22 protein-coding genes and 1 pseudogene are annotated in these 21,297 nt (G+C 62.5%); 17 read left to right on the top strand and 6 right to left on the bottom strand.

The genetic code is table 11. From position 1 onward, the window contains the following. The first annotated feature begins 101 nt into the window (after positions 1-101). The 11 genes from OKW40_RS30545 to OKW40_RS30595 all read left to right on the top strand — a co-directional run bounded on the left by OKW40_RS30545 (position 102) and on the right by OKW40_RS30595 (position 10,058). Positions 102-1,814, top strand: coding sequence for an acid phosphatase (locus OKW40_RS30545; RefSeq protein ID WP_429493162.1), 1,713 nt, complete (start codon positions 102-104; stop codon positions 1,812-1,814). Positions 1,815-2,031: 217 nt separating this feature from the next. Continuing rightward, on the top strand, positions 2,032-2,391 hold the full coding sequence (locus OKW40_RS30550; RefSeq protein ID WP_129956126.1) for a DUF3564 domain-containing protein: 360 nt from the start codon (positions 2,032-2,034) through the stop codon (positions 2,389-2,391). Between the two features lie 321 nt (positions 2,392-2,712). Then, on the top strand, positions 2,713-3,462 hold the full coding sequence (locus tag OKW40_RS30555; protein ID WP_429493163.1) for a DNA/RNA non-specific endonuclease: 750 nt from the start codon (positions 2,713-2,715) through the stop codon (positions 3,460-3,462). Then, positions 3,455-3,715: a hypothetical protein gene (locus tag OKW40_RS30560; RefSeq protein WP_184057752.1), complete on the top strand. Its 261-nt coding sequence runs from the start codon at positions 3,455-3,457 to the stop codon at positions 3,713-3,715. The genes OKW40_RS30555 and OKW40_RS30560 overlap by 8 nt, the downstream gene beginning before the upstream one ends. A 309-nt stretch (positions 3,716-4,024) precedes the next feature. Then, a complete protein-coding gene (locus tag OKW40_RS30565; RefSeq protein WP_429493164.1) occupies positions 4,025-5,140 on the top strand; it encodes a SpoIIE family protein phosphatase in 1,116 nt (371 codons plus the stop codon). 12 nt (positions 5,141-5,152) lie between these two features. Continuing rightward, the gene (locus OKW40_RS30570) at positions 5,153-5,716 is read left to right on the top strand and encodes a SiaB family protein kinase (RefSeq protein ID WP_429352783.1); all 564 of its coding nucleotides are present in this window, start codon (positions 5,153-5,155) and stop codon (positions 5,714-5,716) included. Between the two features lie 19 nt (positions 5,717-5,735). Next, on the top strand, positions 5,736-6,131 hold the full coding sequence (locus OKW40_RS30575) for a DUF1987 domain-containing protein (RefSeq protein WP_090808074.1): 396 nt from the start codon (positions 5,736-5,738) through the stop codon (positions 6,129-6,131). Between the two features lies 1 nt (position 6,132). Beyond that, entirely contained in the window at positions 6,133-6,858 is a 726-nt protein-coding gene (locus OKW40_RS30580) for a GGDEF domain-containing protein (RefSeq protein WP_429493165.1), read from the top strand. Next, complete coding sequence (locus OKW40_RS30585; protein WP_429493166.1) at positions 6,785-8,989, top strand: putative bifunctional diguanylate cyclase/phosphodiesterase; 2,205 nt, start codon at positions 6,785-6,787, stop codon at positions 8,987-8,989. The genes OKW40_RS30580 and OKW40_RS30585 overlap by 74 nt, the downstream gene beginning before the upstream one ends. A 148-nt stretch (positions 8,990-9,137) precedes the next feature. Further along, entirely contained in the window at positions 9,138-9,500 is a 363-nt protein-coding gene (locus OKW40_RS30590; RefSeq protein ID WP_429493167.1) for a hypothetical protein, read from the top strand. A 240-nt stretch (positions 9,501-9,740) separates the two neighbouring features. Continuing rightward, positions 9,741-10,058, top strand: a complete 318-nt coding sequence (locus OKW40_RS30595) for a hypothetical protein (RefSeq protein WP_184052781.1) — start codon at positions 9,741-9,743, stop codon at positions 10,056-10,058. Here the strand turns inward: OKW40_RS30595 and OKW40_RS30600 are convergent. Further along, positions 10,055-10,411 (bottom strand): annotated as a pseudogene (locus OKW40_RS30600) (Crp/Fnr family transcriptional regulator); the annotation flags it as partial. The gene OKW40_RS30595 and the pseudogene OKW40_RS30600 overlap by 4 nt on opposite strands. Positions 10,412-10,538: 127 nt before the next feature. Here OKW40_RS30600 and OKW40_RS30605 point away from each other — a divergent pair. Beyond that, on the top strand, positions 10,539-11,078 hold the full coding sequence (locus OKW40_RS30605) for a DUF962 domain-containing protein (protein WP_184057742.1): 540 nt from the start codon (positions 10,539-10,541) through the stop codon (positions 11,076-11,078). A 14-nt stretch (positions 11,079-11,092) separates the two neighbouring features. Here the strand turns inward: OKW40_RS30605 and rarD are convergent, their stop codons facing one another. Next, positions 11,093-11,989: an EamA family transporter RarD gene (gene rarD, locus OKW40_RS30610; protein ID WP_429493168.1), complete on the bottom strand. Its 897-nt coding sequence runs from the start codon at positions 11,987-11,989 to the stop codon at positions 11,093-11,095. 559 nt (positions 11,990-12,548) lie between these two features. Between rarD and egtD the strand changes: the two genes are divergently transcribed. Continuing rightward, the gene (gene egtD / locus OKW40_RS30615; RefSeq protein ID WP_429352779.1) at positions 12,549-13,532 is read left to right on the top strand and encodes an L-histidine N(alpha)-methyltransferase; all 984 of its coding nucleotides are present in this window, start codon (positions 12,549-12,551) and stop codon (positions 13,530-13,532) included. Positions 13,533-13,635: 103 nt separating this feature from the next. Here the strand turns inward: egtD and OKW40_RS30620 are convergent, their stop codons facing one another. Then, a complete protein-coding gene (locus OKW40_RS30620; RefSeq protein WP_090808088.1) occupies positions 13,636-13,929 on the bottom strand; it encodes an acylphosphatase in 294 nt (97 codons plus the stop codon). Positions 13,930-14,067: 138 nt separating this feature from the next. On the opposite strand from OKW40_RS30620, the gene hpnA reads away from it, so the two are divergent. Together hpnA and OKW40_RS30630 are read left to right on the top strand one after the other, a co-directional pair. Then, on the top strand, positions 14,068-15,078 hold the full coding sequence (hpnA, locus tag OKW40_RS30625) for a hopanoid-associated sugar epimerase (RefSeq protein ID WP_429493169.1): 1,011 nt from the start codon (positions 14,068-14,070) through the stop codon (positions 15,076-15,078). 134 nt (positions 15,079-15,212) lie between these two features. Then, a complete protein-coding gene (locus tag OKW40_RS30630) occupies positions 15,213-15,779 on the top strand; it encodes a hypothetical protein (RefSeq protein WP_429493170.1) in 567 nt (188 codons plus the stop codon). Between the two features lie 90 nt (positions 15,780-15,869). On the opposite strand, the gene OKW40_RS30635 is transcribed toward OKW40_RS30630, so the two are convergent. Both OKW40_RS30635 and hpnC read right to left on the bottom strand, forming a co-directional pair. Further along, positions 15,870-17,042 carry a glycosyltransferase gene (locus OKW40_RS30635; RefSeq protein ID WP_429493171.1) on the bottom strand — a complete coding sequence of 391 codons (1,173 nt, stop codon included), beginning with the start codon at positions 17,040-17,042 and terminating at the stop codon, positions 15,870-15,872. Continuing rightward, positions 17,042-17,908, bottom strand: a complete 867-nt coding sequence (gene hpnC / locus OKW40_RS30640) for a squalene synthase HpnC (protein ID WP_090808096.1) — start codon at positions 17,906-17,908, stop codon at positions 17,042-17,044. The genes OKW40_RS30635 and hpnC overlap by 1 nt, the downstream gene beginning before the upstream one ends. A 376-nt stretch (positions 17,909-18,284) precedes the next feature. On the opposite strand from hpnC, the gene ispH reads away from it, so the two are divergent. Continuing rightward, positions 18,285-19,229: a 4-hydroxy-3-methylbut-2-enyl diphosphate reductase gene (gene ispH, locus OKW40_RS30645; protein ID WP_090808097.1), complete on the top strand. Its 945-nt coding sequence runs from the start codon at positions 18,285-18,287 to the stop codon at positions 19,227-19,229. A 10-nt stretch (positions 19,230-19,239) separates the two neighbouring features. Beyond that, positions 19,240-20,394: an adenosyl-hopene transferase HpnH gene (gene hpnH, locus OKW40_RS30650; protein ID WP_018423996.1), complete on the top strand. Its 1,155-nt coding sequence runs from the start codon at positions 19,240-19,242 to the stop codon at positions 20,392-20,394. 142 nt (positions 20,395-20,536) lie between these two features. Here hpnH and OKW40_RS30655 read toward each other — a convergent pair whose 3' ends face one another. Beyond that, entirely contained in the window at positions 20,537-21,139 is a 603-nt protein-coding gene (locus OKW40_RS30655) for an MlaC/ttg2D family ABC transporter substrate-binding protein (RefSeq protein ID WP_184057725.1), read from the bottom strand. Positions 21,140-21,297: the final 158 nt, after the last annotated feature.

Below are 21,297 nucleotides of genomic sequence, written 5' to 3' on the forward strand. Positions count from 1 at the left end.
AGCCGCGAGGCCTGCCGCCCTCGGCGGACCCGTAACCGGTGTCGCGCGCGCCGCTTCGAGCGGCGCCGATGCGACCGTCACGTCTCCTTCGGAACTCACCGATGACCGACCACGATCCTCACCTGCCGCCGAAACTGGACAACCCCGATTCAATCGATCACACCAACGACGCCCCCGACGATCCCGAACGCCGGCGTGTACTGACCGGTCTCGCGGCGGTCGGCCTCGGCCTTGCGCTGACCGGCTGCAAAACAGGCGAGGGACTCGCGGGCAACGGGCCGCCGCGCAGCGCCGCCGACTTGCGGCTCGACGCTGCGCTGCACGATCAGGTGAAGAACATCGTGGTGATCTACGCCGAGAATCGCAGCTTCGCGAACCTGTACGGCAACTACCCGGGCGTCCAGCATCCGCTCGACGCGGTCACCGCCGAGCAATACGTCCAGCTCGACCGCGATGGCAAGACGCCGCTGCCGCGGCTGCCGGCGATCTGGGGCGGGCTCGTGCCGCAGGCGCAGGAAGTGGACGGCAAGCGCTACATGATCGGCGAAAAGGATCTCGATCATCTGCGCAACCGGCCGTTCCGCATCGTCGATGCGCACGGCGCGCCGCTGCCGACCGGCGTGATCACGCGCGACCTCATCCATCGCTTCTATCAGAACCAGATGCAGATCAACGCGGGGCGCAACAACCAGTTCGCCGCGTGGGGCGATTCCGGCGGCCTTGTGATGGGGCACTACCGCAATTCCGCCGACACGCTGCGTCTGTGGAGTCTCGCGCAGCAGTACACGCTGTGCGACAACTTCTTCATGGCCGCCTTCGGCGGCTCCTGGCTGAACCATATCTTCCTGATCTCGGCGCAGGCGCCCTACTATCCGGACATCCACAACAGTCCGGCGAAGAAGATGGTGTCGGTCGTGGAAGGCGACGATCCGACCGGCACCCGTTTGAAGCTCGCGCCCAATTCGCCTGCGTCGGCGCTCGACGGTCCGCCGAAGTTCGTCAACGACGGCGCTTTCACCGCCGACGGCTACGCAGTCAACACGATGGCGCCGCCGTATCAGCCGAGCAGTGTGCGTCCGGCCGAAGGCGGCGACCCGGCTTTCGCGGATCCGTCGAACCCGCGGGTGATGCCGCCGCAGAATTACGCGACGATCGGCGACCGGCTGACCGGCAAGGGCATCGACTGGGCGTGGTACAGCGGCGCGTGGCAATTCGCGCTCGATCATCGCGATACGGGGTCGATGCCCGACTTCCAGTACCACCATCAGCCGTTTAACTACTTCGCCAATTACGCGCCGGGCACCGCCGCGCGCCGCCGCTATCTGCGCGACGGCGGCATGGGCAACGACGCGTCGACCAATCGCCTGATTGCCGACATCGACGCGGGACGTTTGCCGACCGTGACGTTCTATAAACCGCAGGGCGACCTGAACATGCACGCGGGCTATGCGGACGTCGCCTCGGGCGACCGTCACATCGCGACGCTGATCGAGCACATCCAGCGCGGCCCGCAATGGCAGAACACGGTCGTGATCGTCACCGTCGACGAGAACGGCGGTTGGTGGGACCACGTCGCGCCGCCGATCGGCGATCGCTGGGGTCCGGGTTCGCGCGTTCCCGCGCTCGTGATCTCGCCGCTGGCGAAGAAGGCTTATGTCGATCACACGGTGTACGACACGAACTCGATTCTGCGTTTCATTAACCGTGTGCATGGACTCGCGCCACTCGATGGCGTGGTCGCGCGCGACAAGGCATTCGCAAGCAACGGACTCGCGCCGCTCGGCGATCTGACCGCTTCGCTCGATCTCGCTTGAGCGCCTCTCGGCTGCGTTGATTTGTCGCGGCTCGCGGTCTGCATGGGGTCGTTACTGCATGCATATCGCGTGCGCCGCGGCGCAGTAAGGATTCACCGTACCTCGCCACACCTTTTGGCGACTTGATTTTCCATTCGCACATCATGCCTTTGTCTTGCATAAAGCGCCGCGCCGCCTAGACTGATAAGGCGCTTCGCAATTTATGAACGGAACTGATATGCGACTGACCATCCTGATTAACGGTTCCGATCCCACCGTAAGCCATGATTACGCTGTGCTCTGGCTCGATACCGATGAACATCGGTGGTCGAGAGAAGCGCATCAAGGGATCGACCTGCCCCCATGGGGTGAACTGCGCGACGAAAACGGCGTGACCACGTTGTGCGCACCGAGCGCCGACGCGCCGCTTTGTACGTTGCGCGGTCTGCACGTCGATCGCAAGGAGCGAGTGAGCGCCGCGCAAGGCGCCGCTGCATGGACCGCGCTGCAAACACGCAAGGCGACTAGCGGCTTCTGGCGTTTGCAGGCGGTGGATCGTCAAAAAGTGCACGCTGAAAACAGCGTGTTCGGTAATTAAGTTCTGGCGCGATTCGTCGCGCTTCTCTTTTCCGGTCGAAACTTCCGGGTCATTGCACGAGCACTGTTCGTACGCGTAAATCTGTTCGTGCGCAATCGAACATAACGTGCCGCGATATCGCAAAGCCTTAAGACATTCTTAAGATTGCGTGCGTAGATTCGGAAGTACACGCATTCGGGTCGCTGCAAAGCGGCCCACTTTTTTGTCCGGCGCACGCCGCCTCTGCCGTTTCCAATTCCCTTCCTTCGATTCGCATTGTGCAGTCGCTCGATGCGGGCCACGACGCTATACTTGCGTCCCCGTTCATCGAACCAGCGACACATGAAGAAGTGGCTTGCCTGTCTGTTACTCGCCGTCGCCGCTCATGCGAGCGCGGCGCCTTCCTGCACCGGATTCACGCCGAATGCGCAATGGCCCGTCCTCACCAATCAGAAGATGGCGCCGAAAACGCGCCTGCTTTGTTATAGCGATTTCGCGGTGCTGCATTCGGGTATCACGCACGGTCCGCTGTGGTCTGCCGAGCATCTGACGCATGAGCACATCGAAGAAGCGAAGGACATGGTGCGCACCAACAAGTTCTTCGAAGACGCGCGTCTGCCCGAAGGCGAAGGCGCGACACTCGCCGACTACAAACGCAGCGGCTTCGATCGCGGTCATATGAGTCCGGCGGGTAATCGGTGGAACGACGAGGCGATGGCGCAATCGTTCTCGCTCGCGAACATCGTGCCGCAAAATCGTCAGAACAACCAACGATTGTGGGCACGCATCGAAACTGCCGTGCGCAAGATCGCGCTCGCCTACGACGACACGTACGTCGTCACCGGACCGCTGTTCACCGGCCAGCAATTGCAGACGATCGGACCGACGCGCGTGTTCGTGCCCACCCAGTTGTACAAAGTCGTCTACGTGCCGTCGCGTCAACTGGCCTTCGCAGTCGTGGTTGATAATGTAGCGACCAACCGCTACGACATCCGCACGATTCACGAACTCGAAGCGATGTCGGGCATCCGCTTTCCGGGCATTCCGGACAACCTCAAGGACCAGCGGCCAGGAGGACTGAAAGGTGTTTAAGCCCTATTCGAACGATGACGACGTGCTCAACATTCAAGGCGATGCGCTCACGCTCAGCAATGGCACGACGCGTGTCGTGCTGAACGGCACGCTCGAATTGACGCGCGATCAACGCGGACTGAAGGCGGCGCTCGCGTTGAAGGAAGCGCTCGATGCGATCGTCGCGAGCCTGCAGGCGCAGAAGGATTTACCGGCAAAGGTGCAGGACGAGCCGGATGCTAAACCGGGTATCGTGCAGAACCCGTTTCAATAACGGATTCGGCGGCGTTGCATTTGCGCAACTTCGCAGATCGTAAGTTTTACTGATGTCGGTCACGCAAACCTTTGCGTGACCGCTAGTTTTCTAATCTCGCGCCAATAGAGCGGATCGCCTCCCCTCTGTCACATAATGTACATAGAGAAACCTTAGCGTGCGAGGTTTCTTCACACATCGACTGGCGTCGCCATGCATGCTGCGTTCTCGAGATTTCGCCGTTCTTCCGCACAGGGTAATCCGCGCACTGCCGGAGACTTGTGCCAGGAAGTTCCATCCGTAGACGTTGAAGATCCCAACTCCGTGGTCATGGAGATCTTCTCGGCGCGCCGCGACATGCAGAGTCTCGCTGTCATCGACGACCACCGTCCCATCGGCCTGATCAACCGCGATATCTTCATGTCGCAAATGAGCAAGCCGTTCCATCGAGAGCTTTACGACAAGAAGAGTTGCATCGCGTTCATGGACAAGGAACCGCTCATCGTCGACGCCGACGTGAGCATCGAAGCGCTGACGTTCAGGACCGTCGAGGCGGGAGAAAAAGCGCTGGTCGATGGTTTCATCGTGACACGTGACGGACTCTTCTCGGGTCTCGGCAGTGGTCTGCAGCTTATCAGTGCGGTCGCGGAAATGCAGGCGGAGAAGAACCGCCAGATCATGCAGAGTATCGAGTACGCCAGCGTGATACAGCGCGCCATGTTGCGTGCTTCCAGCGAGACCCTGTCGATAAAGCTGCGCGACGCGGCGATGGTCTGGGAACCTCGCGACGTCGTCGGCGGCGACTTCTATCATTTCGCGGCCTTTCCGAACGGCTGGTTTGGCGCTGTTGCCGATTGCACCGGACATGGCGTACCGGGCGCCTTCATGACCTTGCTTGCTTCGGCGTCACTGTCGAAGGCGCTCGAACAGATCGGTCCGCGCGACCCCGCCGCGCTACTGGCGGCCGTCAATCAAAACGTCAAGGGCTTGCTTGGGCAAGTGAACAGTGCCGACGAAGGAACCCAATCCAACGACGGTCTGGATACCGCACTCTTCTGGTTCGACGCCACGGAGAGCGTGCTGCATTTTGCCGGCGCGAGGATCGCTCTGCACATCCTGTCACCCGATGCCGCGGAGTTCGAAACGATCGGCGCCGACCGCATGGGTGTCGGTTATGTGGACAGTCGCGCCGACTATGCGTGGAGCTTGCGCTCGATTCCGGTCAGGGCGGGCAGCCTGCTGTTCATCTATACCGACGGCCTCGCCGATCAGATCGGCGGCCCGCGCAACATTTCTTTCGGCCGGCGCCGCGCGCTCGACCAGATTCTCGAAAACCGCGCCGAAACTCCGGCGACGATTTGCGAGCGCGTCCGGCTCGCGCTCGCGGAGTGGCAAGGCAAGCAACCGCGCCGTGACGACGTCACGCTTTTCTGTGCCCGTATTTAGCGAATTCCCAGAATGTCCCAACTACTAGAACAAGACAGCGCCTTTTTCGAACTCGCGCAGCGGCGCAACGTGCTCTTCTATCACAAGGGCTACTTCTCCCATAACATCGTCGCGTCGATGGGCGAAGTCGTGAAACTGCAGCTCGAAGTCGCCGGCGTCAGCGGTCCTACTCGCCGCAAACTCTTTTCGTCCTTTATCGAGCTGGCACAGAACATCGTTCATTACTCGTCGAACGCGCTGGAGCCCGGTGGCGCACGGGCAGGCGAGATACGCGAGGGCGCGGTGTGCATCTCCAGGCACGGCGAACATCACGTAATGTTGTGCGTCAATCCCATCGCGACCGCCGAAGTCGAGGACCTGCGAAGCAGGTTGGAGCCTTTGCGCAACATGTCACTCGAAGAAATCAAGCAAGCGTACAAGGTTTCATTGCGCACCGATGCTCCGAAAGACAGCAAGGGCGCCGGGCTCGGCTTCCTGACGATGGCGCGCGATGCGAGCGCGCCGCTTGAATTCGCTTTTCATCCGCGTGCCGACGAACCGGGCACCACGCTGTTTTGCCTCATGGCCATCATCTGAGCAGGAAGGCACACGAACAATGGAAAACCTACACATCCCGGCGACGACGACATCGCCCGAAGTCGATTTTCGCTTCGACCAACATGCGTTGTCGATCAGGGGAGAGTCTTACCCCGAAAACGCAGCCGCCTTTTACGCGCCGATCATCGAGCAGATGCGCAAATACCTCGCCGCGAACGCCGGGGCCGAGATCACCATCGACGTCGCGCTGACGTACTTCAATAGCTCGAGTACCAAAATGCTGTTCAGCATCTTCGACGCGCTCGATCAGGCGGCGGAATCGGGAAGCCGCGTGTCGATGAACTGGTATCGCGACGAGGAAGACGAGACCATTGCCGAATTCGGCGAAGAACTGAAAGCCGATTTCCGCGCGATCGAGTTCACCGATCGTCCCATTGCGCAGCAGGGAAAGTAAAGTGCGTTCGACCTCTTCCCTTGACGTGTCCTCGGGCGGCGCACCCGATCTGTTCCAGGACGAAAGCACCGCGCTGGCAAAGGCTCGGGCCATGCATTCGATCATCGATGCGGACGCCGCGGAGTATCGCCAGTCGTTGGGCGAACTGATCGAGCACTTCCAGCGCCTGATGCGCGAGACACGGCGCCTGATCGGCCGCAGCGACCGGGCCGAACGCGAGATGCAGGCGCTGGCCCAGCAGTTGGCGTATCGCGCATCGCACGACGCGTTGACGGGCGTACTGAACCGCAGTGCCGTGATCGAACGGACCACCAAGGTCTTGCGCATCAGCAGCGCGGTGATGATCATCCTCGACATCGACGAATTCAAGCGGATCAACGACGACTACGGCCACCCCACCGGAGACGCGGTCATTTCGGGGGTCGTCGATTGTCTGCGCAGAATCGTCGGGGAACAAGGCTTCATCGGGCGAGTGGGCGGTGAGGAGTTCACCGTGCTGCTGCCCGGTCATGAACCGGCCAGCGGTGCCATTCTTGCCGAGCGCATGCGAGAAGCCATCGGTGACTCGCTGGTCGTTCCACCCGTCGAGCGCCGCATCACGGCCAGCTTTGGCGTCAGCATCAACGAGGTCGGAACCTGTTTCGACACCGCATATGGCCTCGCCGATGCGGCTCTGTACCGCGCCAAGCGAAGCGGGCGCAACCGCGTGGAATTTGCCGATCGATAGGCGGATAAGCAGACCCATCGCGCGCCGTTACAGGCAGATCCGGAGCGCCCTAAGGCAAGTCATGCAGCCACCTAAACATTCACTATCCGGGCGGGTCGGTGTTCGCCCGCACCGGGTCGACGGAAAGGGAAGGGCCTTGGGACAGGAAGCAACGCGCAAAGCCGGTACTGTCATAGCCGTACTTGCCATTCTCGCTGTCATTGCGACGAGTACCTTCCTCGCAATCCGCCAGAGCAGCGAGCAGGACAGTTCGCTTCGGACGATCCAGGCTTCCGGGCGGCTGCGCCATGATCTCGACCAGGTTCAGCAAGTCATGCTCGATGAGCATGCGACGCTCTACACCTCGATCGCAACGGTGCCGCTTTACAACCGCGCCGCTTATAGCTTTCCGATGCTGGAACTGCTCGCGTTGACGCGCGACGCGCGCGAGAGCTGCAGCGAGAATCAGGAATGCATATCGAGGCTGTCGGATCTGGACGACATGGTCGGCAGACTTAGCGAGCTGAGCTTTGGTCTTGCGCGCAAGATCGCGGAACATCCCGGCAGTGTGGCAGTGGGCGACCCCAGACTCGAACAAATCGACGCCTATTTCTATAGCGTTCTCGAGCGGGTCGTCGACGTACGACTCGCGGCCGACGCCAAGGTCGCTTCAGTCGTCAGCAAATCCTCATTGGATGGGAAGTGGTTTACGCGCATGCTGTTGAGCTGCGGCGTCGCTTCGGCCTTGTTGCTGCTTTCGCTGATTCACTGGAACGGGCGCATTGGAGCGCATCTTCGTCGTTCGCTCACAAGACTCGAGCATCAAGCCAGATACGACGCACTGACCGATCTGCCGAACCGGGTGCTGCTCGGCGAACATCTTTCAGAGTCGCTCGTCCGCGCGGCAGCGACAGGTCAGAACGTTTCCGTCCTGTTCCTCGATCTCGATCGTTTCAAGGACGTCAACGATTCGCTCGGACACCGCATTGGCGATTTGCTGCTACAGGCCGTGGCGCGAAGGCTTCAGCGTCTGCTGCGCGCGACGGATTTCGTCGCGCGTTACGGGGGCGATGAATTCGTCATCGTCGCGGAACGGGCCGACGCGAAGCAACTCACCGAAATGCTGGACACGCTGATTCACGAGATGAGCGAGCCGTATCGCATCGGCGAGCACGAGCTTTATCTCGAAGCAAGCATCGGCGTCAGTACTTTTCCACAAGACGGCGCCCAGCCGGAACTGCTCACGCGAAATGCCGATGCCGCGTTGTACGTGGCGAAATCGCGTGGGAGAAACGGCTATCAATTCTACGAACCGGAGCTGAGCCGGGCGGCCGCCGAGAAGTTGCGGCTCACGACGCGACTGCGGCGCGCGGCGAAAGCCAATGAGTTGTATCTGGCGTATCAGCCGCAAATCGACATGAAAACCGGATGCATCGTCGGTGCCGAGGCACTTTTGCGGTGGCACGACGACGAACTCGGTGAAGTCTCGCCGGCCGTCTTCATCCCGCTTGCCGAAGAAACCGGTCTGATCCAGAACATCGGCACGTGGGTATTGCGGCAGGCGTGTCTGCAGGCGAGCGCATGGGTACGCTCGGGGCTTCCGCCCGTGCGCATATCGGTCAATGTTTCGCCACTTCAACTCGAACGGGCGGACCTTCCAGGCGTAGTGCACTCGGCACTCGACGATGCCCATTGGCCCGCCGAACTGCTGGAGCTCGAAGTCACCGAGGGCACGTTGATGCGCAACGCTGAAGAAGCGCAACGGGCTTTTCGCGAACTGCGCGAACTCGGTGTGTCCATCGCTATCGACGACTTCGGCACCGGTTATTCGAGCCTCAGCTATCTGAAACGCTTTAGCGTCGACCGCATCAAGATCGATCGCGCCTTCGTTTGCGAAATCGGCAGAGACAAGGAACTCGAAGCTCTGTCGCTTGCCATCATCGCGATTGCTGAAACGCTGAGCTTCGATGTCGTCGCTGAAGGGGTCGAGCTCGATGTCCAGCGCGAGTTTCTGGTCCGTCACGGATGCACGGTGGCCCAGGGTTTCCTGTTTAGCCCAGCGGTCTCGCCGGAGGCTTTAGCGCAATTGCTCGGCAAGACCGCGGTCGCGTCTTCATTGAGCGTGGCGCCTTTTCGGGGATTCGCTTTGTGAGTCGCAACATGTATCCGCGCTGACGCACTACTTACGTTTTGTCACCAGCGCGGCGTCAACTTCTGTATTCCGCCCTACGTTAAACCGGCAGCGCTGAAATGATTCAGCCGCGACAAACGAATCCACCGATTCAACCTGGAGTCACATCATGAAGACGCTTTTCGCCGCTGTTGCTTCCGCACTGCTCGTGTCGACCGCCTTTGCTCAAACGACCGCACCGTCTACCGCACAACCCGCGCAAACCACGCAGTTGCCAGCCACCGGCCAGGCGAATCTGAAGGCAAGCACCGCGGTACAAGCCGGCGCGACCGCAACGAAAGCGCCTGCCGAAGCCGCTACGCAAAAGCACGTGAAAAAGACTTCCGCCCATACGAAGAAGGCCCACAAGTCCACGGCCAAAAATGCCGCCGAAACGAGTGCCGCGAAGACTAAAACGGAGAGTGCGAAAGAGGCCAGCACTGCCCCGGCGAAAGCCGACGGCGCACAAGCCGACACGACCAAAACGCAATAACACGTGATCGGTTTCGGCGCTGACCGGCCATGCAGGTGCTGTTCAAATAGAAGTTGATCGAAGCCGGACTGTGCCGTTCGGGGAGGGCGAGTCTTATGACTCGCCTTTTTTATGCCGCGTGTCATTCGCCGTCGTATCTTTTTGCCGACAAACGCGCGAATTTTTGCACCGTCTTTACTCGCGGACGACTACTCTCGAATTGTTCCAATTCACCATCGCGTCGCACCAACGCCGCATCACATGGCTCTTACCCAATCGCTCGACAAGCTCTCGCCGCAACCTGCCAGCAAGCAGGTTCAACACAGCAACGTCATTGCGTTTCCGTCGGCGCGCGCGGCTCTACTCGTGACGCTGCCGCACGCTCACTTGCGCGCACTGCTTCATTCACCGCTCGGCGTCTATGTAATCAACACGGAAACCGTGCGCGAAGAAGACCGCGTGCAACTCGACATCGCGCGCGAAGATCTCCACTTCACGTTGCACATGCTGCTCACCACGTTGCCCGCCGCGACGATCGGTCCATTGAAACGTCGCGTCAGCCACCCGAGCGCGCGTTAAATGCGCTCGACGAAAGCCTGTTCACGCAGCTTGTCGGCATCGACGATTTCGATTTCCGCATAGCGCAGCTTCAACGCGCCCTGCGTCTCGAAGTGCTTGAGCACCTGATTGATCGTCTGCCGCGACAACGCGAGCATCATCGCCAGGTCTTCCTGCGGGACCTTCAGCACGTTGCGCAATGCGCCGGGTTCGCCATAGCCGCCCGCCATCAGCAACAGGCGCCGCGCGACACGCGGTGCGGCCGGCAATAGCGCGGCTTCCTCGATCGCCTCGAACGCCAGACGCAGCTTGTGCGCGAGCAGCAGACCGAACGCATGCCAGTAAGCCGGCGTGCGCTCGAGCAGCCCGGCAAGCTCCTTCGATGAAAAACGCGCTGTCATGGACGGTATCCGTGGACGGTCGTTGCTGATTGTCGGCTACCCGATGGTTTGAAAATCCGCTGCCCGCGATTATGCTGACTTTGACACAGGAGCGGCACTGATGAGAACGCTGACGCAGCAATTGACGCAATACGCGGCCTACCATCGCGACCGGCGCAATATCGCCACGCACTTCGTCGGCATTCCGATGATCGTGCTCGCGCTCGCGGTGTTGCTGAGCCGCCCGTCGTTTGGCGCCGGGATGTTCCCGGTCACGTTGTCGCCGGCGTGGCTGCTGTTCGTGGCGGCGACCGTCTACTACCTCGCGCTCGACGTGCCGCTCGGCGTGCTGATGGCCTGCGTCTCGGCGCTCTGCGTCGGGTTCGGCGAGTGGATCGCCGCGCAAACGACGCTCGTGTGGCTCGCGACCGGCATTGGGCTGTTCGTGGTCGGCTGGGTGTTCCAGTTCGTCGGCCACGTGGCCTACGAACATCGCAAGCCGGCATTCGTCGACGACGTGATCGGCCTGTTGATCGGCCCGCTATTCGTGCTCGCCGAAGCGCTGTTCGGTGTCGGCTGGCGCCCCGAACTGCGCGATGCGATCGAGGCTGAGGTAGGCCCGACGCGCATCGATCCGCAGCGGACCGACGCGCATCGCTGAGCGAGCGCCATAGTTCAGTTCGACGCGAACCGAACTAAGCGCACGCTGTGCAGCGCGGTCAGCGCGACGGCGATCCAGATCGGCACATAGGTCGCGAGTTGCGCGACGCTCAGCGTTTCGCGCAACAGCGTGATCGACACGAACACGAGCAGCACCGGCTCGACGTAGCCGAGGATGCCGAACAACGCGACCGGCAACAGTCGGCTCGCCTTCAGATACGAAGCGAGCGCGAGCGTGCTCAACGCACCGAGGCCCGGCAATAGCAGACACCACATTTCGGCGCGGCCGGCGATTGCTTGCAGCGAGCCGCCGCCGAGAATGCACACGGCGGCCACCGGCAGCAGCAACGCCATTTCGACGGTGAACATCGCAAGTGAATCCTGATTGATCTGACGACGCACCACGAAATAAGGCGGATAACCGAGCGCGACGACGAGCGTCGGCCACGAGAACGCACCCGTCACCCACAGTTCGTGAGCGACGCCAACCGCCGCGCACGCGACCGCGAGCCACTGCAACGCGTCGAGCCGCTCGCGATAGTGGAAGCGGCCGACCAGCACCATCACGAGCGGCAGCAGGAAATAGCCGAGCGACACTTCGAGCATGCGCCCATGCAGCGGCGCCCACAGAAACAGCCACAGCTGTACGCCGAGCAGGCCCGCAGCCACGGCCATCGCGGCACCGAGCTTCGGCTGCGTCATCATTTGGACAACGAGCGCGCGCAGAATCGGCAGGCGCTTGCGCACCGCGACGAGCAGCAGCGCGCCAGGCACGGTCCACACGATGCGCCACGCGAAGATGTCGAGGCCCGACAGCGGTTTGAGCAGCGTCGCGTAAGCGGACAATAATGCGAACATCGCCGACGCGCCGACCGACAATGCGATCCCGCGCCTGAAGTCGTTGTGATTCATTGCGCGGTCGGGGATCGGTGTGACGCGTGGGCTTGCGGCGCGCGACGCAGGCTCGCGGCGTTCGTTGTCGTCATGAGTATGATGTCTCGTGAGCAGGCGGCCACGCGGCAAAGCGGCAGACGCTGCGTTGTCGTTCTGAAGCGGCGGTGCAAAACCGTAGGAAAACGGGCATTCTAGACGGGTTATTCGCCAACGGGCTTGCGCTTTTTCGTCAGTCGGCTGCAATTAGTCGTGCGCGTCGCGCGTCGATGCACTAGAACATAACTTCGTGCGCCGCGGCCGGCGAAGCCATTTCCGGTTCGTCCTCGCCTCGCGCGAATCTTGCTACCCAAGTTTTGCACGCTGTGGCCGGACCACTCGCGACAACGACGTCCACAGCGGCACGCAACGAGCAGCACCCACGAGCCGGGTCGGCGAATGCAGCCTCGAGCGCAGTCTGTCAGGCCGCCACGAATCACCGCCCGCGCATCTCGCCCACGGCATGCCTCAACTGCGTTTCGTCGCGCATGCCACCGCCCGGCAGCAATCCCGCTCATCGAATGTGACTACTGGAGCCAGCATGACCCAGCCAGCCCTATCGCTCAGCAACTCGCCTTCCGAACTGCGTCGCGCCTTCGCCGCCGACGTGTACGCCGGCCTCACCCATACGCCGCAGAAAGAGCTGCCGTCGAAGTATCTGTACGACGAGGTCGGTTCCGCACTTTTTGAAGTGATTACCGTATTGCCCGAATATGGCGTCACGCGCGCCGAAGAACGTCTGCTCGCGAAGCACGCGGCCGACATCGTCGAGCATTTGCCGCATGACGTCACGGTCGCCGAACTCGGCAGCGGCAGCGGCCGTAAAACGCGGCGCATTCTCGAGGCGCTGTGTAAAAAACGCCCTACTTCCTACTGCCCGATTGAAATTTCGCGCAGTGCGTTGCAGTTGTGCCGGCGCGAACTCGGTGACATCGAGCGGATTTCGATCGTCGGTTATGAGCGCGACTATCTGGCCGGTCTCGCCGAAGTGAGCCGGCAGCGCGCGCCCGGCGACCGCTTGCTCGTGCTGTTTCTCGGCAGCACGATCGGCAACTTCGGCAGGCTCGCGGCGACGCGTTTTCTGCGCGAGATCCGCAACATGCTCGCGCCCGGCGACGCGCTGCTGCTCGGCACCGATCTGATCAAACCGACGCCGGTGCTGGTCGCAGCCTACGACGACGCGATCGGCGTGACCGCGTCGTTCAATCTGAACCTGCTCGCGCGCGTCAACCGCGAACTCGACGGCGACTTTCCGCTCGATGAGTTCGAGCACGTCGCTCGCTTCAATCCGGACGCGCGCAGCATCGAGATGCATCTGCGCGCGAAGCGCGATATCACCGCTCACGTGCGCGCCGCAAAGCTGACGGTGTCGCTGGAGGAAGGCGAGACGATCTGGACCGAAAGCAGCCACAAGTATCGCGCGGAAGAATTGCCCGCGATCGCCGATGACGCCGGCTTCGTGTGCAGCCATCAATGGATCGAGGATGAGTGGGGATTCGCGGAGAGTTTGTTGGTGGCCCGGTAAGCGCTGACCACGCGGCAAATAACGGCCGATAAAGGCATAAACGAAAAAGCGGCGCGCCCTCCTCTGGACGGCGCGCCGCTTTTTTAACTCGCGCAGCTCGAGCTCAATGCTGCTCGAAGCGCTCGTAACGCCTGTCCGTCACGCGCTCCTCGCCGCTCACTTCGGTCACGCGCGCCGCCGGCGGTCCGTGACGCAGCCACGACAACATCCGGTCGATCTGATTGGCCGGTCCCTGCAACATCGCCTCGACCGAACCGTCGTCGAGATTCGCGACCCATCCCTTGATGCCGAGCGCGTGCGCCTGGCGCACCGTCGCAAGGCGAAAGCCAACGCCCTGCACGGTGCCGCGCACCCGCGCGTAATACGTTTCGATCCGCTCATCCAGATCCGGGGCCATGCCGCTACCTCCTTTTAATGCCTGACAATCTTTCAAGCCGGCATTCTAGTCGCGTCGCGGCGAGCGCGCTCGGCAACGCCCATCCTTTGCGCGCGCCACGTACAATCCGTCGACCGTCACGCAGGAAATGGAAACAGAATGACCGAACAGAATCGCGATCTCGTGCTCGTGACCGGCGCGTCCGGCTTCGTCGGCTCGTCGGTGGCGCGCATCGCGCAGAGCAAGGGCTTTCGCGTACGCGTGCTGGTGCGCGCGACGAGTCCGCGCAAGAACGTCGAATCGCTCGACGCGGAAATCGTCGTCGGCGACATGCGCGACGAAGCATCGATGCGCAACGCGCTGCGCGGCGTGCGCTATCTGCTACATGTGGCCGCCGATTATCGGCTGTGGGCGCCGGACCCCGGCGAGATCGAGCGCGCGAATCTCGAAGGCACCGAGGCGACGATGCGCGCGGCGTTGAAGGAAGGCGTGGAACGCATCGTGTATACGAGCAGCGTCGCCACGCTGAAGGTGACGAGCTCCGGCCAGTCCGCCGACGAAACCTCGCCGCTTCGCGCCGACCAGGCGATCGGCGTCTACAAGCGCAGCAAGGTGCTCGCCGAGCGCGCGGTCGAGCGCATGATCGCCGAGGACAGTCTGCCCGCGGTGATCGTCAATCCATCGACGCCGATCGGCCCGCGCGACGTGAAACCGACGCCCACCGGGCGCATCATTCTGGAGGCGGCGCTCGGCAAGATTCCCGCATTCGTCGATACGGGGCTGAACCTCGTGCACGTCGACGACGTCGCCGCCGGTCATTTCCTTGCGCTCGAGCGCGGCAAGATCGGCGAGCGCTATATTCTGGGCGGCGAAAATCTGCCGTTGCAGCAGATGCTCGCCGATATCGCGGCATTGACCGGCCGCAAGGCACCGACACTGAGCCTGCCGCGCTGGCCGTTGTATCCGCTCGCGATGGGCGCGGAAGCGGTCGCCAAATTCACGAAGCGCGAACCTTTCGTCACCGTCGACGGACTGAAGATGTCGAAGAACAAGATGTATTTCACGTCGGCGAAGGCGGAACGCGAGCTGGGGTATCGGGCGCGGCCTTATCGCGAGGGGCTCGCCGATGCGCTCGAATGGTTCCGGCAGGCGGGGTATCTGAAGCGGTGATCAAGGGGTAAGTGAACGGTTAAGTGAAGGACTGAACAGCGGCCGTAAGCATTTTGTTACAAGTCCCGCGCCGGCGACGGGTCCAAGCCCGCGCGCAGCGGGTAAAATCGCGGGTCCTACCTGAGAAACCTCGCATGAATCTTCACGAACAGCTCGGCGCGCTGGAAATGGGCGTCGATCAGCTCATTCAGGCTGTCGTGGCCACGCAGGCCGAGAACACTCCCGAGACAAGCGCTGACGCTGCGGCATCGCCCGCGGCGGTGGAGCATGCCGCGCACGAAGCAGCGGCGCAAGCAGCAGCGGAACAGCCCGCGAGCACCGAAGCAAACGCAGAAACGCACGCCGAAGCGATCGATACGCCGGCCGCCCCGCAATTCCAGCCGACGCTCGAAATCAACCGCCCCGCGCGCGACGAAATCACGATGACGATCGGCGACCAGACCGTCGCGCTACGCCCGGATCAGATCGGCCGGCTGATCGAGGAACTGTCGAACGCACGGGCCTCGATGACGCCGGAGCAGCCGCAAGGCATCCCGCCGGGCTGGCAATTCGTCTCGACGAAGAATCCGATGATGGCCGTGCAGAAGCAGTCGAACGGCGACCGCTTGCTGGTGATGCGCCACACCGGCCACGGCTGGGTGCCGTTCACGTTCTCGCCGGACATCGTGATCCAGATGTACATGATGCTGACGAACGCGTGATGAAACGCACTACGTAGAAAAAGCGGCCTGGAGCCGCTTTTTTTACGTCTGCCTTCTGCATCCGACGAGCGCATCGGCCATCGACAGACTTCAGCGCTCCTGCGCTGGTGCCTGCACGCGCGCCTTCCACTGCCCACCCTTGCCACGCCAGTAGCGCACCGCCGATGCGAACGTTGCGCCGACATAGAACAGCGCCACGAGCGGCAGAAACGGCGCCCACAGCGGTGAGCGCCGGTAGTAGACGAGCATCGGCGCATAGGCGCAGCACATTGCCGCCCACGCGATCCAGGCCGGCCAGCCGAGCGGCCCGAGGATCAACGCCGCGACCGGCGGCAACAGATAGATGATCGCCATGCCGACGAGCGTGCCCGCGAGCAGCAGCGGCGAGTAGCGCAGCTGCGTGAACGCGGTGCGCGCGATCATGTTCCAGATGTCGCGCCAGCTATCGTAGGGACGCAGCGACACGCTCTTCGCCGCCACATCGAGCCGGATCGGATGACGGCCGGTGCCACGATGCTTGATGCGCGCGGCAAGACTGCAATCGTCGATCAGCTCGGCGCGGATCGACTCGATGCCGCCCGCTTCCTCGAGCGCCGCGCGGCGCACCAGCATGCAGCCGCCCGCCGCGGCCGCGGTGCGGTTGCGTGGATTGTTGACCCATGCGAACGGATACAGCTTCGCGAAGAAGAACACGAAGGCCGGAATCAGCGCCTTTTCCCAGAACGAATCGCAGCGCAGCCGAACCATCAGCGAGACGAGGTCGCGCTTTTCGGCATCCGCGCGCGCGACGAGCTGCGTCAACGCCTCGGCGGGATGGCCGATGTCGGCATCGGTCAGCAACAGGAATTCGGCCGGCAGATCGAGCGTGCGCACCGCCTCGATGCCCTGCGACTGCGCCCACACCTTGCCGGACCAGCCCGGGGGCAACGGCTTCGCGCTCAGCACGGTGAGGCGCTCCGGACATTGCAGCCGCAGCGCTGCGGCACGCGCGGCGTCGGCGGTGCCGTCGGTGCTGTGATCGTCGACGACGATCACGTGGAACGCGCCTGCGTAGTCCTGCTCGAGCAGCGACGTGACCGCCTCGGCGATCACGTCGACTTCATTGCGCGCCGGTACGACGGCCGCGACGGCCGGCCATGCGTCGCGCGCCGCGATGGCCAGCGGCGCGGCGGGACGCGCGCGCCAGAAGCCGCCACGCGCGAACAGCAGCACGCACCAGATCAGCAGGGAAACACACGAAAGAACGAACAGGACCGCCGCCATTAAGCATTACCCTCGATTGAGCGCGCCGCCATGCCGACGCGTCTGGATAGTCGCATTTTCAGGGTACGCGCCGCCACCACGCACCAGTCGAACAGATTGAGGACCGGGCGCGCGCGGAACACATCGTAATCCGCGCGCTCGATGCGCTCGAGAAACCGAAAGCCTGCATGCACCGCGCCGCACAGCTCGATGCCGAGCCGCCCCGGCATGCGCAGCGCGAGCGGTGCGCCGCGGACCAGCGTGGCGCGCACGAACGCGATTTCATACGCCATCAGCGCGCGCCACGCATCGTCGACGACACCATCGGCAATCTGCGCCTCGGTCACGCCGAAGCGGCGCAAATCGGCTTGCGGCAGGTACACGTGCTGTCGTTGCCAGTCGGCGGCGACGTCGAGCCAGAAGCTGATCAGTTGCGACGCCGTGCAGATCGCGTCGGCATCGGCAAGATTGTGCGGCGTCGCCGCGCCAACCAGATGCAGCAGCAGATGCCCGACCGGATGCGCCGAGCGGCGGCAATAGTCGACGAGCGCGGCGCGATCCGCATAGCGATTCGTATCGATGTCCTGCGCGCAGCCCTCGAGCAGATCGTAGAACGGTTCGAGCGGCAGCTCGTATTGCGCGATCACGCCAGCGAGCTTGCCGAACAACAGCGCATGCACGGGCGCGGCGCGCCGTTGCGCGATCGCGTCGAGCCCGGCGCGGAAATCGGCCAGCCGGGCATGCCGCTCGGCGGCGCTCCACTGGCCTTCGGCGGAGATATCGGCCGCAGTGCGCACGACCTGATAGATAATACCGACAGGCGCGCGTAGGGCCTTAGGCAGCAACACGCTCGCGATCGGAAAGTTTTCGTGCTGATCGACGTCCATCCAGCGAGCCTCGAAACCATTCTGTAATACGGCGCGATGTCCGCGCGGCAAGGATCGGTAGTTTAAGGGTTCCGCCGTGACAGTGCAGTGTGCGGTCATGGTCGGGCGCGTTAAGAGGCAATCCCGCGCTGACTCCTTACATCTTTGTAACGCTCGCCGCCCCGGTCCTCCGCACGGCCCAGCGGGTGCGGCAAGCGGCCAACACACGGGCCGCAGCAAAAAGCAAAGTGGCCCCGATAGCGTTAGAATGCGCGTTTGGTTTTGCTGTACCGGCCGGTCGCCGGGGCTCAAGACGTCAACTAATCAAGATGGGCGCGGCGATAAAGTCAGTTTCACGACTTCTTCGAAACCCGCGTTAGTCGGAGTTCGCCAACTTATGCGAGTCATCCTTGCTCAGCCCCGCGGCTTTTGTGCGGGCGTTGTCCGCGCAATCGAAATCGTCGATCGTGCGTTACAGCAACACGGCGCGCCCGTGTATGTCCGGCACGAGATTGTCCATAACCGTCACGTGGTCGACAATCTGCGCCAGAAAGGCGCGCGTTTCGTCGAGGAACTCGATGAAGTGCCGCAAGGTGCCGTCGCGATATTCAGCGCGCATGGTGTTGCGCAAACCGTCGAACGTGATGCCGAAGCGCGCGGCCTCGACGTGCTCGACGCAACCTGCCCGCTCGTGACCAAGGTGCACGTACAAGGTCGTCAGTACGTGGCCGCCGGCCGCACGCTGATCCTGATCGGCCACGCCGGCCATCCAGAAGTGGAAGGCACGATCGGCCAGATCCCCGGCACGGTGCTGCTCGTGCAGAGCGAGGCAGAAGTCGCGAAACTCGAGTTGCCGGTCGATGCGCCGCTCGCCTACGTGACGCAAACCACGCTGTCGGTCGACGACACGCGCGGCATCATCGACGCGCTGCTGCGCCGCTTTACCGACATGGTCGGTCCCGACACGCGCGACATCTGCTATGCAACGCAGAACCGCCAGGCGGCGGTGCGCGAATTGAGCAAAGAGGTCGATGTACTGCTGGTGGTCGGCGCGACCAACAGCTCGAACTCGAACCGGCTGCGCGAAATCGGCAGCGAGAGCGGCGTGGCGAGCTACCTCGTCGCCGACGGCTCTGAAGTGAAGCCGGAATGGTTCGCCAACGTGCACACGGTCGGCATCACGGCCGGCGCGTCGGCGCCCGAAGAAATGGTCGAAAACGTAATCGATGCGCTACGCGCATTGGGGCCCGTCGATGTCACGACGATGGCGGGCCGTGAAGAAAAAGTCGAATTCAAGTTGCCATCGAAACTGATGCAACCACTCGCTGCACGCGAAGTTTAAGGAGGACGCCTTGTCTATTCCGCTGCTACAGAAAGTCCGCGTCGGCGCATACATCATGCGCCAGCATCTCTCCGGCAACAAACGCTATCCGCTCGCCCTGATGCTGGAGCCGCTGTTTCGCTGCAATCTCGCCTGCAATGGCTGCGGCAAGATCGACTATCCGGATCCGATTCTGAACCAGCGTCTGTCGCTGGAAGAATGCCTGCAGGCCGTCGACGAATGCGGTGCGCCGGTCGTGTCGATCGCGGGTGGCGAGCCGCTGCTGCACAAGGAAATGCCGCAGATCGTCAAGGGCATCATGGCGCGCAAGAAGTTCGTGTACCTGTGCACGAACGCGCTGCTGATGGAAAAGAAGATGGACGACTACGAGCCGAATCCGTACTTCGTGTGGTCGGTTCATCTTGACGGCGACAAGGAAGCGCACGATCACTCGGTGTCGCAGGAAGGCGTGTACGAGAAGGCCGTGGCCGCGATCCGCGAAGCGAAGCGCCGCGGCTTCCGCGTCAACATCAACTGCACGCTGTTCAACGACGCGCAGCCGGAACGCGTGGCGAAGTTCTTCGACACGTTGGGCCCGATGGGCGTCGACGGCATCACGGTATCGCCGGGTTATGCGTATGAGCGCGCGCCGGATCAGCAGCACTTCCTGAACCGCGACAAGACCAAGCAGCTGTTCCGCGAAATCTTCAAGCGCGGCAACAACGGCAAGAACTGGTCGTTCAGCCAGTCGGCGATGTTCCTCGACTTCCTCGCGGGCAACCAGACCTACGAATGCACGCCGTGGGGCAACCCGGCGCGTACCGTGTTCGGCTGGCAAAAACCGTGCTATCTGGTCGGCGAAGGCTACGTGAAGACCTTCAAGGAACTGATGGAAACCACGGACTGGGACAAGTACGGCACCGGCAACTACGAGAAGTGCGCGGACTGCATGGTCCACTGCGGTTTCGAAGCGACGGCCGTGATGGACACGGTTGCGCATCCGCTGAAGGCGCTGAAGGTCAGCATGCGCGGCCCGAAAACCACGGGCGCGTTCGCGCAGGACATTCCGCTCGACAAGCAGCGTCCCGCCGAGTACGTGTTCTCGCGTCACGTCGAGATCAAGCTCGAAGAAATCACGCGCGCCGGCAAGGGCAAGAAGGTGGAGACCGCGACGGCCGCGCACTGAGGCGTTCGACAGGAGAGCGGCCGCGCGCCGCCCCTGTATTGCGCCTGATCGTTAGCGCAAGCAACTCGAAAAAAAGCGCGGTGGCCAATCAAGGCCTCCGCGCTTTGCTTTTACCGATTGAAACTTCTGTCGACCGACCCGCTTACGCGCCGCGCGCATTATGCGCGGTCAGGAATTTGATCAGCCCGTCGATGCCGCCTTTGGCGATCTGGTCGGCGAACTGCGTCTGATACACCTGGATCAGCCACGCGCCCATCATGTTGATGTCATAGATCTTCCAGCCCGACGGCCCCTTGGTGAGCCGGTAGTCGATCGCGTCATCGCCGCCGTTGCTGATCACGTGCGATTGCACGACGATGTCGGTCGCGCCGCCTTGCACGCTGACCGGCGCAAACTGGAACTTCACGTCCTGGTCGCGCAGTTGCGACAGCGATGCGGCATAGGTACGCGTGAGCAGCAGCGTAAACTGCTCGTACAGTTGCTTCTGCTGCTCCGGCGTCGCGGTCGCCCACGGCTTGCCTACCGCGATACGTGTGGTGCGCTGAAAGTCGGTGGCGGGCAGGAAGTGCGTCTGGACGACCTGGGTGATCTGCGCCATGTCGCCGCCGCGCGCCTGCGGGTCAGCCTTCATTGCAGCCACCGTGCCCTGGACTGCACTTTTTACCACCGCGTCGGGTGCGCTCTGCGCAAACGCCGCCGTGGATACCACGGCCGCAGCCACAAAAGCAGTCAGATATCGTTTCATACGCTTGTCACGACTCGAAAGAAGTAGCGCCGACGGGCCGCAGCCCCGCGGCTAAAGAGAGGTACACCAGTATAGCGGGGATTACGTTCCCATCCGGACGAAGCCGTCAGGAGCCGTACTTGCTACCGAAGTCGGGCTTGCTTGCCCGGGCTCTGTAT

This window comes from Paraburkholderia sp. RAU6.4a (assembly GCF_050435625.1).
GTDB lineage: Bacteria > Pseudomonadota > Gammaproteobacteria > Burkholderiales > Burkholderiaceae > Paraburkholderia > Paraburkholderia tuberum.

Bases quoted from the DNA above. Each gene is read 5' to 3' on its own strand.
- OKW40_RS30545 (WP_429493162.1), top strand. From the start codon at position 102: ATGACCGACCACGATCCTCACCTGCCGCCGAAACTGGACAACCCCGAT.
- OKW40_RS30550 (WP_129956126.1), top strand. From the start codon at position 2,032: ATGCGACTGACCATCCTGATTAACGGTTCCGATCCCACCGTAAGCCAT.
- OKW40_RS30555 (WP_429493163.1), top strand. From the start codon at position 2,713: ATGAAGAAGTGGCTTGCCTGTCTGTTACTCGCCGTCGCCGCTCATGCG.
- OKW40_RS30565 (WP_429493164.1), top strand. From the start codon at position 4,025: ATGGAGATCTTCTCGGCGCGCCGCGACATGCAGAGTCTCGCTGTCATC.
- OKW40_RS30570 (WP_429352783.1), top strand. From the start codon at position 5,153: ATGTCCCAACTACTAGAACAAGACAGCGCCTTTTTCGAACTCGCGCAG.
- OKW40_RS30575 (WP_090808074.1), top strand. From the start codon at position 5,736: ATGGAAAACCTACACATCCCGGCGACGACGACATCGCCCGAAGTCGAT.
- OKW40_RS30585 (WP_429493166.1), top strand. From the start codon at position 6,785: ATGGCCTCGCCGATGCGGCTCTGTACCGCGCCAAGCGAAGCGGGCGCA.
- OKW40_RS30590 (WP_429493167.1), top strand. From the start codon at position 9,138: ATGAAGACGCTTTTCGCCGCTGTTGCTTCCGCACTGCTCGTGTCGACC.
- OKW40_RS30595 (WP_184052781.1), top strand. From the start codon at position 9,741: ATGGCTCTTACCCAATCGCTCGACAAGCTCTCGCCGCAACCTGCCAGC.
- OKW40_RS30605 (WP_184057742.1), top strand. From the start codon at position 10,539: ATGAGAACGCTGACGCAGCAATTGACGCAATACGCGGCCTACCATCGC.
- rarD (WP_429493168.1), bottom strand. From the start codon at position 11,989: ATGAATCACAACGACTTCAGGCGCGGGATCGCATTGTCGGTCGGCGCG.
- egtD (WP_429352779.1), top strand. From the start codon at position 12,549: ATGACCCAGCCAGCCCTATCGCTCAGCAACTCGCCTTCCGAACTGCGT.
- OKW40_RS30620 (WP_090808088.1), bottom strand. From the start codon at position 13,929: ATGGCCCCGGATCTGGATGAGCGGATCGAAACGTATTACGCGCGGGTG.
- hpnA (WP_429493169.1), top strand. From the start codon at position 14,068: ATGACCGAACAGAATCGCGATCTCGTGCTCGTGACCGGCGCGTCCGGC.
- OKW40_RS30630 (WP_429493170.1), top strand. From the start codon at position 15,213: ATGAATCTTCACGAACAGCTCGGCGCGCTGGAAATGGGCGTCGATCAG.
- OKW40_RS30635 (WP_429493171.1), bottom strand. From the start codon at position 17,042: ATGGCGGCGGTCCTGTTCGTTCTTTCGTGTGTTTCCCTGCTGATCTGG.
- hpnC (WP_090808096.1), bottom strand. From the start codon at position 17,908: ATGGACGTCGATCAGCACGAAAACTTTCCGATCGCGAGCGTGTTGCTG.
- ispH (WP_090808097.1), top strand. From the start codon at position 18,285: ATGCGAGTCATCCTTGCTCAGCCCCGCGGCTTTTGTGCGGGCGTTGTC.
- OKW40_RS30655 (WP_184057725.1), bottom strand. From the start codon at position 21,139: ATGAAACGATATCTGACTGCTTTTGTGGCTGCGGCCGTGGTATCCACG.